Source organism: Mycobacterium sp. (assembly GCF_032159775.1).
Classification (GTDB): domain Bacteria; phylum Actinomycetota; class Actinomycetes; order Mycobacteriales; family Mycobacteriaceae; genus Mycobacterium.
Genome location: NZ_JAVHWK010000019.1, coordinates 15,302 through 27,985, shown reverse-complemented (window position 1 = coordinate 27,985; position 12,684 = coordinate 15,302). Strand labels below are relative to the sequence as shown.

Sequence of the window (12,684 nt, the reverse complement as noted above, 5' to 3'; positions counted from 1 at the left end):
CCAAGGAGATCGAGCTGGAGGACCCCTACGAGAAGATCGGCGCTGAGCTGGTCAAGGAAGTCGCCAAGAAGACCGACGACGTCGCGGGCGACGGCACCACCACCGCCACCGTGCTGGCCCAGGCGCTGGTGCGCGAGGGTCTGCGCAACGTGGCGGCGGGCGCCAACCCGCTCGGCCTCAAGCGCGGCATCGAGAAGGCCGTCGAGAAGATCACCGAGACGCTGCTGAAGTCGGCCAAAGAGGTCGAGACCAAGGAGCAGATCGCGGCCACCGCGGGCATCTCCGCCGGTGACGCCTCGATCGGTGACCTGATCGCCGAGGCCATGGACAAGGTCGGCAACGAGGGCGTCATCACTGTCGAGGAGAGCAACACCTTCGGCTTGCAGCTCGAGCTCACCGAGGGCATGCGCTTCGACAAGGGCTACATCTCGGGTTACTTCGTGACCGACGCCGAGCGTCAGGAAGCGGTCCTCGAGGATCCCTACATCCTGCTGGTCAGCTCCAAGGTGTCGACCGTCAAGGACCTGCTTCCCTTGCTGGAGAAGGTCATTCAGTCCGGCAAGCCGTTGCTGATCATCGCCGAGGACGTCGAGGGCGAAGCCCTGTCGACCCTGGTGGTCAACAAGATCCGTGGCACGTTCAAGTCCGTCGCCGTCAAGGCACCGGGCTTCGGCGACCGCCGCAAGGCGATGCTGCAGGACATGGCGATCCTCACCGGTGGCCAGGTCGTCAGCGAAGAGGTCGGCCTGTCCCTGGAGACCGCGGGCGTCGAGCTGCTCGGCAAGGCCCGCAAGGTCGTCGTCACCAAGGACGAGACGACCATCGTCGAGGGTGCCGGTGACAGCGAGGCCATCGCAGGCCGTGTTGCCCAGATCCGCGCCGAGATCGAGAACAGCGACACCGACTACGACCGCGAGAAGCTGCAGGAGCGCCTGGCCAAGCTGGCCGGTGGCGTTGCGGTGATCAAGGCAGGAGCCGCCACAGAGGTGGAGCTCAAGGAGCGCAAGCACCGCATCGAGGACGCCGTTCGCAACGCGAAGGCGGCCGTCGAGGAGGGCATCGTCGCCGGCGGTGGCGTGGCCCTTCTGCAGTCGGCTCCTGCGCTGGACGAGCTGAAGCTCTCGGGTGACGAGGCGACTGGCGCCAACATCGTCCGCGTGGCGTTGTCGGCTCCGCTGAAGCAGATCGCCTTCAACGGTGGGCTCGAGCCCGGCGTTGTCGCCGAGAAGGTCACCAACTCCCCGGCGGGCACCGGCCTCAACGCCGCCACCGGCGAGTACGAGGACCTGCTCAAGGCGGGCGTTGCCGACCCGGTCAAGGTGACCCGTTCGGCGCTGCAGAACGCAGCGTCCATCGCGGCGCTGTTCCTGACGACCGAAGCGGTCGTCGCAGACAAGCCGGAGAAGGCCGCCGCACCCGCGGGCGACCCGACCGGTGGCATGGGCGGCATGGACTTCTAAGCCAGTCCTGGTCGCCAAGAAAAGGCCCGGCTCCCACAAGGAGTCGGGCTTTTTCGTGTCTCACGTTCGCGAGCCTCTTCAGCGGCTGCGCACTACCGCGCGCAGGTGCATCGGCAGCGCCAGGCCGAGCGCCATCCCCGCGATGATGACCGTCGCGACCATCAGATCCGCCGAAGCGGAGGTGAGCAGCTGCGCCGACGGGTGTCCTGCGAACTCGACGAAGCCCGCGAGCGTGCGGAACACCAGGACACCGGGAACCAGCGCGACGACCGACGCGAACCCGATGCCCGCGAACGGGATTCGCATGCGGTGGGACACCGGCACCAGCAGCGCCCCGACCAGCAGGCAGGATACGAACGCCCCGATCGCCAGGTTGGCTCCGGCATGGAGGGCAAGCCAGTGCGCGGCGTGGGCCAGCATGCCCGCGGCGACCGGCCAGCCGATCATCCGCCACGGCATCGAGAAGTAGACCGGGTAGGACGCCGCGGCCACCCCGGCGGCGAGGACGTCGACGACGAAGGGCGCACTGCTCGACGGTGCCGTCACCGCCAGCGTCTGACCGCCGGTGTGCAAGCCCAGGATCAGACCGCCGCTGATCGCGGTGAGCACCAGCAGCCCGTAGGCCAGCCGCGCCGATCCGAGCGTCACGCGCAGGTCGAGCAGGTCGAGTGCGCCGTTGAGGATGTGCGGGCCGGGCACCAGCACCATTGCCGGGCATATGGCGACAACCGCCGTGGATGCGCCGAGATGCAGATGAGTGGCTGCCGCACCGACCGCTCCTGCGATCAGCGCTGCCCCGAACGCCTGCACCAGGGGGCCCGCGCCCAGCGCCCCCGACCACCGCCGCAGCAGTCCGCCCGCCGCCGCGGCCAGCGCCACCAGCAGGATGGCCAACGGTTGGCTGGCACCGTAGATGACGGACAGCGCTGCGGCACCCGTGGCACAAGCGAGCACGAAAACCGCTGTGCCGGATACTGACTGAGCCTCGGCCTCGGCTATCCCTGCTGCCACGTGCTCGAGTTCCAGCGGGCCGTCCTGTGCCCGGTCGACGACGCCCATCATGGTCGCGACCCGACGCATGTTGATGGCAGTCGGCGATACGGCGGCGGTCAGCACGGTGGCGGGGGAACCGGCCGCGGTCAGCGCCAGCATCGACCAGGAAGGGACCACGACGGCGTCCAGATCCAGTCCGCGGTTGAGCCGCTCGACCGCAGTGCGGGTCATCTGGGTGGACTGACCGTTGGCGTAGAGCAGCGCGGTCGCCGCCAGCAGGGTGTCGTAGCGTTCGGCGGTGTCGTTGTGGCCCATCAGCAGTCAGGATAGGTGGCGCCCGTGGACCTGGTGCGCCTGACGCGGGTTCATGTGCGCGGCACCTACACTTCGGGGCCATGAGGCGTTGGCCTTACGTTGCCGCGGCCGTGCTCGCACTGGTCGGCCTCGTTCCGATGCCCGCAGCGAGTGCCGGGTCTGCGCTTCCGGCCCCGGCGCACATCGTGATCGTCCTCGAAGAGAACAAACCCGGCAGCGCCATCGTCGGCAACAAGGCCGCGCCGTACATCAATGCGCTAGCCAACAGTGGCGCGAACATGACGCAGTCCTTCGCCGAGACGCATCCGAGCGAGCCGAACTATCTTGCTCTCTTCTCCGGCAGCACATTCGATTTGACGTCGGATGCTTGCCCCGTCAATGCAGGCGCTGCCCCGAACCTGGCCTCAGAGCTGTTGGCGGCGGGCTACACGTTCGGTGGCTTCTCGGAGGACCTTCCCGCGGTCGGCTCTCCCTTGTGCAGCGCAGGCAAATATGCCAGGAAGCACGTGCCGTGGGTCAACTTCACCAACGTGCCCGCCGCCACGTCCGTACCGTTCTCGGCTTTCAACAACAGGACCGATTACGCGAGCCTGCCCACGGTGTCGTTCGTGATCCCCAACCTCGACAACGACATGCATGACGGAACGATCAACCAGGCCGACACGTGGCTCTTCGACAATCTGTCGCACTACGCGAACTGGGCGGTGGCCAACAACAGCCTGCTGATCATCAGCTTCGACGAGGACGACGGCGGATCCAAGAACCAGATCCCCACTGTCATCTACGGCGGCTATGTCAAACCGGGCAGTTACAGCGAGCCGATCAGCCACTACAACGTGTTGGCCACCATCGATGAGATGTACAGCCTGCCCAAGACCGGGCTCGCCGCGAACGCGCCTGCGATATCCGACATCTGGGGGTAGCGCTGAGCCGATCAGGCGGGCGCGGGACGGCGGCCGCGCACCAGCCTGCCCGGGCGGGCCGAGGTGGGCGCTCCGTTCTCGGCGATCACCTCGCCGGACACGATGGTCGCGACGTAACCGTCGGCGGTCTGGTCGAGACGGCGGCCGCCCGCGGGCAGGTCGTACCGCACGATCGGCCTGTGCAGTCGCATCGCATCGTGGTCGATGATGTTCAGGTCGGCCTTGTATCCCATTGCGATTCGGCCTCGGTCGGCAAGCCCTGCGACACGTGCGGGCGCCGACGTCAGTTCGCGGACCGCCTCGGCGACCGTCAACCGGCCCGACGCCCGGTCGCGCACCCAGTGCGTGAGCATGTATGTGGGAAAGCTTGCGTCGCAGATCATTCCGTAGTGCGCACCGCCGTCGCCGAGGCCGAGCACGACGTCCTCGCGGCGGACCAGTTCGGCGACGGTGTCCAGCGAGGCGTCGCGGAAGTTGGCCAGCGTCACGAGCAGCATCGCGTGGCCGTCGTCGTCGAGGAGTCGGTCATAGGCCTCTTCGAGTGGGCTGACTCCGCGGGCCTTCGCCCTGGCGGCGATGCTGTCGGCGGGATTGGGCTCGTAGTCGGGCGGATCGCCGAGCGGGAAGATCCAGTCGAAGGCCTGCACCGCGAACATCAGCGGGTGGCCGTCGGGCGCCGGCTTGTCATTCAGAATGCGTTCGCGCACTTCGGGTTTGCGCATCTCGGCCACCCGCTCGGCGAGCGGTAGACCCGCGATCTCCCGATAGCTGGGATACATCACGAACGGGTTGCCCGACAGTTCGAGCCCGATCACAAGGCCAATCGGCCGCGGGAAGATCTGCGCCGTGACGTCGCCACCGTTCGCGTTGGCCTTCTCCACCATCGTCAACGCGCCCTCGAAGAACGCCGGACCCGCGTTGCCGATCGCCAGCGTGAAGGTGACCGGCAGCCCGACGTCGGCGGCGACGTCGAACACCGTCTGCAACACGGGTTCGTAGTCCCCCGCGACGAGGTCGGGGACGAACTGGATGAGACCGCCGCCCGCGTCATCCACACCGCGTGCGATGGCCTCGATCTCGTCGTGGCCCGCGTCGTAGCTCGGGATCGCGTGCCCGCTTTCGGTTTTGTGGATCGTCAGCCGAGACGACGCGAACCCAAGTGCCCCGGCGTCTACCGCCTCGGCGGCCAGCTTGCGCATCTGCGACAGGTCCTCGGGTGTTGCGGGTTCGCGGTCCACGCCGCGCCGACCCATCACGTACACCCGCAGCGGCGAGTGCGGCAGGAACGCGGCAACGTCGATGTCGCGCCTGCCGGCGTCGAGTGCAGTCATGAACTCCGGGAACGTCTCCCACGTCCACGGCAGCCCGTCGACCATCACGACGCCGGGGATGTCCTCCACACCGGCCATCACGTCGACGAGTACCTCGTGATCGCTGGGCCGGCACGGTGCGAAGCCCACGCCGCAGTTGCCCATCACCGCGGTCGTCACACCGTGCGCCGACGACGGCGTCATGCGGTCCGACCAGATCGCCTGCCCGTCATAGTGGGTGTGCAGATCGACGAAGCCCGGAGTGACCAGCAGCCCAGTGGCGTCGATCTCACGGACGGCTTCGCCGTCGACGGACCCCACCGCCGCGATCACACCGTCCGATATCGCGACGTCGCCGACGAATGGCTCCCCGCCGAGGCCGTCGACGATAGTGCCGTTTCGAATGCAGAGGTCGAATGTCGTCGCCGGGGCGACTCCGGAGTCGTGGGACATCAGCTGAATGTACGACTGTGTCATGGGGCCATGCCAGGATGGGGCCGTGATCGACCACCTGGGAATCAACTGTGCGGACTGGGAAAAGTCAAAGGCTTTCTACGACGAGGTCCTCGGTGTGCTGGGCTACACCCGGCAGCTGGACTACCACGTGGCCATCGGATACGGCCACGACGGCAAGCCCGATTTCTGGATCGCCGATATGAATGCCGGTGCGGCGGGTGGGCCCAACCGCGAGGTCCACGTCGCGTTCCATGCCAAGGATCGCGACGCTGTGCAGAGCTTCTACGACACCGCGCTGAAGCTCGGCGCCGAGTCGCTGCACGAACCCAGGCTGTGGCCCGAATACCACCCCGGCTACTACGGCGCCTTCGTCCGCGACCCGGACGGCAACAACGTCGAAGCGGTCTTCCACGATGCACCGCCGGAGTGATAACCGCCCCGGGTAGCGTCGGGCGCATGGCTGATACCGATGTCCAGGCGGTGCGCGAACTGCTCCGCGACGCCTTCACCCGGCAGATCGAGCACGTCAACGACCTCACCGACGATCTGACCGACGAGGTGTCGTTCTTCCGGCCGACCGCGGCGGCCAACAGCATCGCGTGGTTGATCTGGCACAGCGCGCGCCAGCAGGACCTCCAGCTCTGCAACCTCGCGGGCGTCGACCAGGTGTGGACCCGCGGCGGCTGGGACGACCGGTTCGGCCTCGACCTGGAAGGCAACGACCACGGCTACGGACATAGCGCCGACGATGTGGGGAAGGTCCGGGTGCCCGCCGACCTGCTGGCCGGCTACTACCACGCCGTGCACAAGGTGACGCTCGAATACATCGCGTCGGTGACAGCCGAGGAGTTGGGCCGAGTGGTCGACACCCACTGGACACCGCCGGTCACTGCCAGCGCGAGGCTGGTCAGCATCGTCGACGACGCGGCACAGCACCTGGGGCAGGCCGCCTACATTCGCGGCATCGCCGCGTGACGTGACGGGACTGCTCAACCGCAGGCTGTTGCTGTTGTGGCCGGGGATCGCCCTGCCGGCGATGGTCGCGCTCGGCTGGGCGGTCGGGCAGAGTTCCACGCCGTTGGACGACTGGTTTCACCTTTTTCGGCGAACCCCGGCGCGGTGGCTTCTCTTCTTCAGCGACCCGTGGGTGCTGGCGATCGCGCTGATGTTCGGCGTCGCCGTCGCGCTCTATCTGGGCCGGCGGCGGCTTGCGGCGGTCATGGTGATCGCGCCGCTCGTTGGAATCGTGCTCGCGCAGGTGCTCAAGCACATGTTCGACAGGCGCAGCGGGGGAGACCTGGCGTATCCGAGCGGACACACCACGGCAGTCGTCATCGTGACGGGCATGCTCATGCTGCTGGCCGGTGGCGCCATGTGGGCTGTGCTCGCGGCGGTCACGGTCAACGTGCTCGCAGCGATCGGGCAGGGCGTGACGTACCACTACTTCACCGACACCGTCGGGGCGTTGCTGCTCGGCAGTGCGGTCGTGTGCCTCGCGGCCCTGGTGGCCGAACTTGACAGGCGTCAACCCGGGTGCGACGCAGATCACACCGGTGGTTAACATTGCTGCATGACCGCCACGCCCGAAGTTGATTCGCACTCGGTTGCGACCAGCATCCGCAACCCGGCCACCGGAGCCGTCGCCGGCCAGGTGCGTTGGACCGACCCCGCCGACGTGCCGCGCATTGCGGCCGGTCTGCGAGAGGCGCAGAAGGAGTGGGAGGTGCGCGGCGCCAAGGGTCGCGCCAAGGTGCTGGCCCGCTACGCCGTCTGGCTCGGCGAGCACCGCGACGAAATCGAGTCGCTGTTGATCAGGGAGACGGGCAAGTCGGCCGTCGATGCGGCCCAAGAGGTTCCGCTGCTGATCATGATCTTGTCGTACTACATCAAGACGATGGAGAAGGCGCTCGCGCCGGAGGCGCGGCCCGCATCGTTGCCGTTCCTGGCGATTAAGAAGGTCACCGTGTATTACCGCCCGCGCCACGTCGTGGGCATCATCGCGCCGTGGAACTACCCCGTGGCCAACGCCCTGATGGACGCCATCGGCGCGTTGGCGGCAGGCTGCTCGGTGCTGCTGAAGCCGTCCGAGCGCACACCGCTGACCGCGGAGGTGTTGCTACGGGGGTGGCAGGACTCGGGTGCCCCCGAGGTGTTGGCGCTGGCGCAGGGTGCGCGTGAGGTGTCCGAAGCCGTCATCGACAATTCCGACTTCATCCAGTTCACCGGGTCGTGCGCCACCGGCGCCAAGGTGATGGAGCGCGCCGCCCGCACGCTGACACCGGTCAGCCTGGAACTCGGCGGCAAGGACCCGATGATTGTGCTGGAGGACGCCGACGTCGACCTCGCTGCGCACGCGGCGGTGTGGGGCGCGATGTTCAATGCGGGCCAGACGTGTGTGTCGGTCGAGCGGGTCTACGTCCTCGAATCGGTCTATGACCAGTTCGTCAGCGCGGTCGTTCGCAACGTCGAGAAGTTGAAGATGGGCGCGGGTCAGGGCTACGACTTCGGCGCGCTCATCGACGACGACCAGGTCGCCGTCACCGAACGGCACGTGCGCTCGGCGGTGGCGGCGGGCGCCAGGGCGCTCACCGGTGGGGAACGCACGGCGGGCCAGGGCAGCTTCTACCCGCCGACTGTGCTTGTCGACGTCGACCACTCGATGACCTGCATGACCGAAGAGACCTTCGGCCCGACACTGCCGATCATGAAGGTGTCGACGGTCGAAGAAGCCGTTCGCCTCGCCAACGACAGCCCATACGGCCTGTCGGCCTCGGTCTTCTCGAAGGACGTCGAGCGCGCCAAAGAGGTTGCGGTGCAGCTTGATTGCGGTGCAGTCAACGTCAACGACGTGATCTCGAACCTGATGTGCACCACGGCGCCGATGGGCGGCTGGAAGACCTCGGGGATGGGCGCGCGATTCGGTGGGGCCGATGGGCTGCGCAAGTACTGCAGGCAGGAAGCCGTCGTCGCGCCGCGCACGAGCGTCGGAGCGGGCGGCAACTACTACAACAACTCGCACAAGGCACTGACGCGGATGAACAAGCTGATGACCCGGCTGGCGCTGCGGCGTCCGCGCCGAATCGCGAAATAGCGCTTCCACACCCGCGCCCGCATCAACGCCATGCAATACGCGCTGAGTAAGTTCGACTACGACATCAAGGACCATGAGGTGATCGGTCGGCCCGATCCCCTCATCGTGGGGCGCGCGCTGGCCGATTGACACCGCGCCCTGGCTTCCCGGCAGGAGGACAGCGTGCGGTTTCTGGCGGCGCTGCTGTTCTGGCTCGTCACGACGGCGGCGCTGTCGGTGGCGGTGCCGACAAACTGGGCGCAGCACAACGTCGTCGACGAAGCCGGGTATGTGTCGCTGGCCCAGCAGGCGGCCACCGAGAGACCGCTGCAGGACGCGATGGCATCGGTGCTGACGAATCAGCTGGTCGATCTTGGCGCCAACAGCGGCTACGACATCAGCCCCAACCTGCTGCGAGGCGCGGCCACCGGCTACACCCGCAGTTCGGCATTCCCCAATCAGTACGGTACGGCCAATCGGATCGTGCACCGCTGGATGTTCAGCGACACCGTCGCGCAGTCGGATGAGTCCGGACGCGCCGAAGTCGACCTCTCACCGATGCTGGCCGACACCTCGTTCCAGCAGACGCTGCAGGATTTCGGCATCCAGCCGCCGTCGACGCTGAGCGTGCCACTGACGGAGAACGCGTCAGATTCACTGCGGCCGGGCCGGTTGCGCCAACTGTCCACATGGGGACCGTGGGTGAGCATCGGCTCTGCCCTCGCGACCGGCGTCTTCGCCCTGCTCACCATCGCTGTTGCCAAGAAGCGCGGCAAAGCGCTTGCCGCGCTGGGCGTTTCGGCATTGCTGGTGGGAGCAACCGGGTGGGCGGCGATCGAGGTCTTGCGCGGCAGGATCAACCAGGCGCTCGACGTCACCACCGGTGACATCAGGCAGCTCGCCGACGCAATGGTCGGCCACGCGGTCGGCAGCCTGCACCAGTGGCTGAATCTCACGCTGGCAGCGGGCGGTGTGCTGGTGGTATTGGGCGTCGTGGTCTCGATGCTCGGCGGTCTGCGCCGCAGCGATTAGAGTCTCGCCATGCCATTCGTCACGGACATCGCAGGCCCGCAGCGGCCGGTCCAGACATGGCCGCCGCTGGCCGTCGGCGTCGTGCGCCGCACCAGCACCATCGACACCCATCCGGCGGGGACCGGTCATTCCGACGTCGACCTGCGGGCACGAGACGCCGTCGGCCGCGGGCCAGGTGGGGTGGACGTCCTCGGCCTGGCCGGCATGCGCGCGCACCTGGCCGAACGCGTCATCGAGGACATCGTTGCCGATCCACACGATGACCGGCTGGCTCAGCTCGCCGGCAGCCGGGTCGGACCGGGATTCCGCGCGACGGTCGGCAGGCTGCTGCCCGACGAGGTTGCCAGGGCCGGTCTGCTGCATCTGCTCCTCGACGATTGGGTCGGGGCGGCCTTGGTCTCCGGCTACGCGGTGCAGCACACGGCGATCACGCTGGGCGTCGAGGAGAGACTCCCTGCAGGCACGGCCGACCACATGGCCGGTATCTGCGCGGGCTTCGCGGAGGACGCGTCACTCGTCCCATACGCCAAACGCAACGGCACCATCCCCTCGGTCCACGGACCGGTTGCGCCGCCGCTGGATGTCGACGGGGTGCACAGCGTCGAACCGCTTCGCCCGCACGGTATGCGGCGGTTCCGCAGACTGGACCTTGCCGAGAACGGCGTCTTCGACGCGCACTTCCGCGACTCGCACGTCGACGGTGAGGGTGTCGAGACGATCGTTCACGAGTACACCGTCGAGGGCTCGATCGACGCATCGACGAGGACCATCGCCTCGGTTGCCGCGCATGTGCGGGTGCTGCCGTGGCAGGAGTGCCCCGGCGCCATCGGCAGCGCAGCGCGGATCCGAGGGATGCCGTTGTCGGAGATGCGCGACCGGATCCGTGGCGAGTTCGTCGGCACCACGACGTGCACGCACCTCAACGACACGTTGCGGGCGGTCGCCGATCTCGATGCGCTGCTCGACCTGCGGGCTGGACTCTAGGGCTCGATGACGTGTGACGGGTCGGGCCGCCGGTCGGGCGGCGCCTGGCTGTAGTCGCCCCACGGGCCGTCGCGGCGCTCGACCGCGGCCCGCACCCCTTCGGTCGACGCCGTCTCGATGAACCGCAGTGCGTCCGGTGTGTTGCGCATCAACCCGTCCAGGATGCCGCCAAGGGTCTGCGTCGACGCCAGCCCCATGTTCTCGTAGGCCTGGTTGACGATCAGCTTCTGTGCCTGCAACTGCGACAACGGAATTCGGCACAACATCTCGGCAACCTGGGCGACGCGAGCCTCCAGCCGCTCGAACGGGACGGATTCGTTGATGAGTTCGACGTCAGCGGCTTCCCGGCCGGTCAGTGGCTCACCGGTCAGCGAGTGCCATTTGGCCTTCGCCAAACCCAGCCGGTACAACCACATTCCGGTCAGGTAGGCGCCCCACATCCTGGCGTACGGCGTGCCGATGACGGCGTCGTCGCTGGCGATCACGATGTCCGCGCACAGCGCGTAGTCGCTTGCACCGCCGACACACCAGCCGTGAACCTGGGCGATCACAGGTTTGGACGCACGCCAGATCGCCATGAACTTCTGTGTCGGCCCCGTCGCCCTGGCGCTGACCATCGCGAAGTCCTTGCCCGGATCCCAGCGGCCGTCGGTCGACATCGCGTCACCCCAATGATGAAAGCCGCCGCCGAAGTCGTAACCACCCGAGAATGCCCGGCCCGCTCCGCGTAGCACGATCACCTTGACTGCGGGATCGCGTTCGGCGAGCCCGATGGCCGCCTCGATCTCGTCCGGCATCGGCGGGACGATGGTGTTCAGCTCGTCCGGGCGGTTCAGTGTGACGGTCGCGACGGGTGGCTCCGTCGTGTAGAGCAGTGTCTCGAACGAGGGCGTCGTCGGCATGTCTGCAGTATCGCCGTCAGCCGGCGAGCGCGGCCACGGCTTCGGCGATCGGTGTCTCACCCGAGATCAGGTCGAAGCTTTGGCCACCGGTGCCCGGCTCGTCGAGCACGGCGACGAGTACCGCCGCGACGTCGGCGCGGGGAATGGCACCGCGGCCGGTGGATTCGGCGATCGCCACGCGGCCGGTGCCCGCGCCATCGGTGAGATGCCCCGGACGCACGATCGTCGATGTCAACGCTGTGCGGCTCCGGATCGCGTCGTCCGCAATCCCTTTCGCGCGCAGGTAGATCTGGAATACCTCGTCGTCGGCGGTGGCGTGTGGGTCGGCGGCCATCGCTGAGACCATCACGTACCTGTCGACGCCGGCAGCCTGCGCCGCATCGGCCAGCAGGATGGCCGCGTCGCGGTCGACCGTCTCCTTGCGAGCCGCACCGCTGCCGGGACCCGCCCCCGCGGCGAACACGACGGCGTCGGCGCCGCGCAGATGTCCGGCAACCTCGTCGACCGTCGCCTTCTCCAGATCAACGACCAGGGCTTCCGCGCCCGCCGCCTCCAGGTCGGCTGCCTGTGCCGGGTTCCTGATCAATCCGGCGACCGAATCGCCTCGCGCTGAAATCAGACCCTCGAGGATCAACGCGATCTTGCCGTGTCCGCCCGCGATGACTATGCGCATCTACAGAGGTTCGCCGATATCGGGCAGGAGGGCAATGTCGTCGGGCTTTCCCCAGTCTCGGAACCTAGTCGCCAGTTCCCGCACCTTACGATCGTCGAAGCGGGCGGCGCCGCTGACAACGCCTTCGCAGTACCAGTAGAGAACGTCGTCGAGGCTGCCTGCCCGGTCGAAGCCCAGCCGTCCGCGTTCGTAGTAGGTGTAGTGGCTCGAGTCATAGCGGTTCGCCGATATCGGGCAGAAGGGCAATGTCGTCGGGCTGACCGTTACGGAACATCGCGGCCAGTTCACGCACCCGTCGTTTCGCCCACTCCGGGTTGTAGTGGCTCAGCACCTGGTATTCGAATAGGAAGCGCTCCTTGCGGTCCTCGATTGACTTGGCGCCTTGGCCCCGCACAATGCCTTTGCAGTACCAGTACAGAACATCGTCGAGGGTGCCCTTGTCGTCCCAGACGAGCTTTCCTCGCTCGTAGGTCGTGTAATGGTAGGTGCCGTCGTCGTCGACGAAAATGTTCAGGCCGTCGTTGGTCCGCAGTCCGACAGCCATCGGACGTACGTCGAGCCGTTCC

14 protein-coding genes and 1 pseudogene are annotated in these 12,684 nt (G+C 67.3%); 9 read left to right on the top strand and 6 right to left on the bottom strand.

The window, feature by feature from the left end; genetic code table 11:
* Positions 1–1,460, top strand: a 1,460-nt coding sequence (gene groL / locus QOJ24_RS02040; protein WP_526258605.1) for a chaperonin GroEL, incomplete at its 5' end; no start/stop codon positions are given.
* 78 nt (positions 1,461–1,538) lie between these two features.
* On the opposite strand, the gene QOJ24_RS02035 is transcribed toward groL, so the two are convergent.
* Positions 1,539–2,768 carry a threonine/serine exporter family protein gene (locus QOJ24_RS02035; protein ID WP_526258603.1) on the bottom strand — a complete coding sequence of 410 codons (1,230 nt, stop codon included), beginning with the start codon at positions 2,766–2,768 and terminating at the stop codon, positions 1,539–1,541.
* An 80-nt stretch (positions 2,769–2,848) separates the two neighbouring features.
* Between QOJ24_RS02035 and QOJ24_RS02030 the strand changes: the two genes are divergently transcribed.
* Entirely contained in the window at positions 2,849–3,691 is an 843-nt protein-coding gene (locus tag QOJ24_RS02030) for an alkaline phosphatase family protein (protein WP_526258601.1), read from the top strand.
* Between the two features lie 11 nt (positions 3,692–3,702).
* Here QOJ24_RS02030 and QOJ24_RS02025 read toward each other — a convergent pair whose 3' ends face one another.
* Entirely contained in the window at positions 3,703–5,454 is a 1,752-nt protein-coding gene (locus tag QOJ24_RS02025; protein ID WP_526258609.1) for an N-acyl-D-amino-acid deacylase family protein, read from the bottom strand.
* A gap of 46 nt (positions 5,455–5,500) precedes the next feature.
* Here QOJ24_RS02025 and QOJ24_RS02020 point away from each other — a divergent pair, with 46 nt between their 5' ends.
* From QOJ24_RS02020 to QOJ24_RS01990, 7 genes and pseudogenes are all read left to right on the top strand, one after another.
* On the top strand, positions 5,501–5,887 hold the full coding sequence (locus tag QOJ24_RS02020) for a VOC family protein (RefSeq protein ID WP_526258599.1): 387 nt from the start codon (positions 5,501–5,503) through the stop codon (positions 5,885–5,887).
* Between the two features lie 26 nt (positions 5,888–5,913).
* Entirely contained in the window at positions 5,914–6,432 is a 519-nt protein-coding gene (locus QOJ24_RS02015; RefSeq protein WP_526258597.1) for a mycothiol transferase, read from the top strand.
* Position 6,433: 1 nt separating this feature from the next.
* Positions 6,434–7,018: a phosphatase PAP2 family protein gene (locus QOJ24_RS02010; RefSeq protein WP_526258596.1), complete on the top strand. Its 585-nt coding sequence runs from the start codon at positions 6,434–6,436 to the stop codon at positions 7,016–7,018.
* A 9-nt stretch (positions 7,019–7,027) separates the two neighbouring features.
* Positions 7,028–8,548: an aldehyde dehydrogenase family protein gene (locus QOJ24_RS02005; protein WP_526258594.1), complete on the top strand. Its 1,521-nt coding sequence runs from the start codon at positions 7,028–7,030 to the stop codon at positions 8,546–8,548.
* 12 nt (positions 8,549–8,560) lie between these two features.
* A pseudogene (locus QOJ24_RS02000) lies at positions 8,561–8,677 on the top strand (polyphosphate kinase 2); the annotation flags it as partial.
* A 33-nt stretch (positions 8,678–8,710) separates the two neighbouring features.
* The gene (locus tag QOJ24_RS01995) at positions 8,711–9,559 is read left to right on the top strand and encodes a hypothetical protein (protein WP_526258592.1); all 849 of its coding nucleotides are present in this window, start codon (positions 8,711–8,713) and stop codon (positions 9,557–9,559) included.
* Positions 9,560–9,568: 9 nt separating this feature from the next.
* Positions 9,569–10,543: a DUF2889 domain-containing protein gene (locus tag QOJ24_RS01990; protein ID WP_526258590.1), complete on the top strand. Its 975-nt coding sequence runs from the start codon at positions 9,569–9,571 to the stop codon at positions 10,541–10,543.
* On the opposite strand, the gene QOJ24_RS01985 is transcribed toward QOJ24_RS01990, so the two are convergent.
* The 4 genes from QOJ24_RS01985 to QOJ24_RS01970 are packed head-to-tail and all read right to left on the bottom strand — an operon-like array spanning position 10,540 to position 12,662.
* Positions 10,540–11,445 carry a crotonase/enoyl-CoA hydratase family protein gene (locus QOJ24_RS01985; protein WP_526258588.1) on the bottom strand — a complete coding sequence of 302 codons (906 nt, stop codon included), beginning with the start codon at positions 11,443–11,445 and terminating at the stop codon, positions 10,540–10,542. The genes QOJ24_RS01990 and QOJ24_RS01985 overlap by 4 nt on opposite strands.
* A 16-nt stretch (positions 11,446–11,461) precedes the next feature.
* The gene (locus tag QOJ24_RS01980; RefSeq protein ID WP_526258586.1) at positions 11,462–12,118 is read right to left on the bottom strand and encodes an NAD(P)H-binding protein; all 657 of its coding nucleotides are present in this window, start codon (positions 12,116–12,118) and stop codon (positions 11,462–11,464) included.
* The gene (locus QOJ24_RS01975; protein ID WP_526258584.1) at positions 12,119–12,364 is read right to left on the bottom strand and encodes an Imm63 family immunity protein; all 246 of its coding nucleotides are present in this window, start codon (positions 12,362–12,364) and stop codon (positions 12,119–12,121) included.
* The gene (locus tag QOJ24_RS01970) at positions 12,330–12,662 is read right to left on the bottom strand and encodes an Imm63 family immunity protein (protein WP_526258607.1); all 333 of its coding nucleotides are present in this window, start codon (positions 12,660–12,662) and stop codon (positions 12,330–12,332) included. Before QOJ24_RS01970 ends, QOJ24_RS01975 begins: the two co-directional genes overlap by 35 nt.
* Positions 12,663–12,684: the final 22 nt, after the last annotated feature.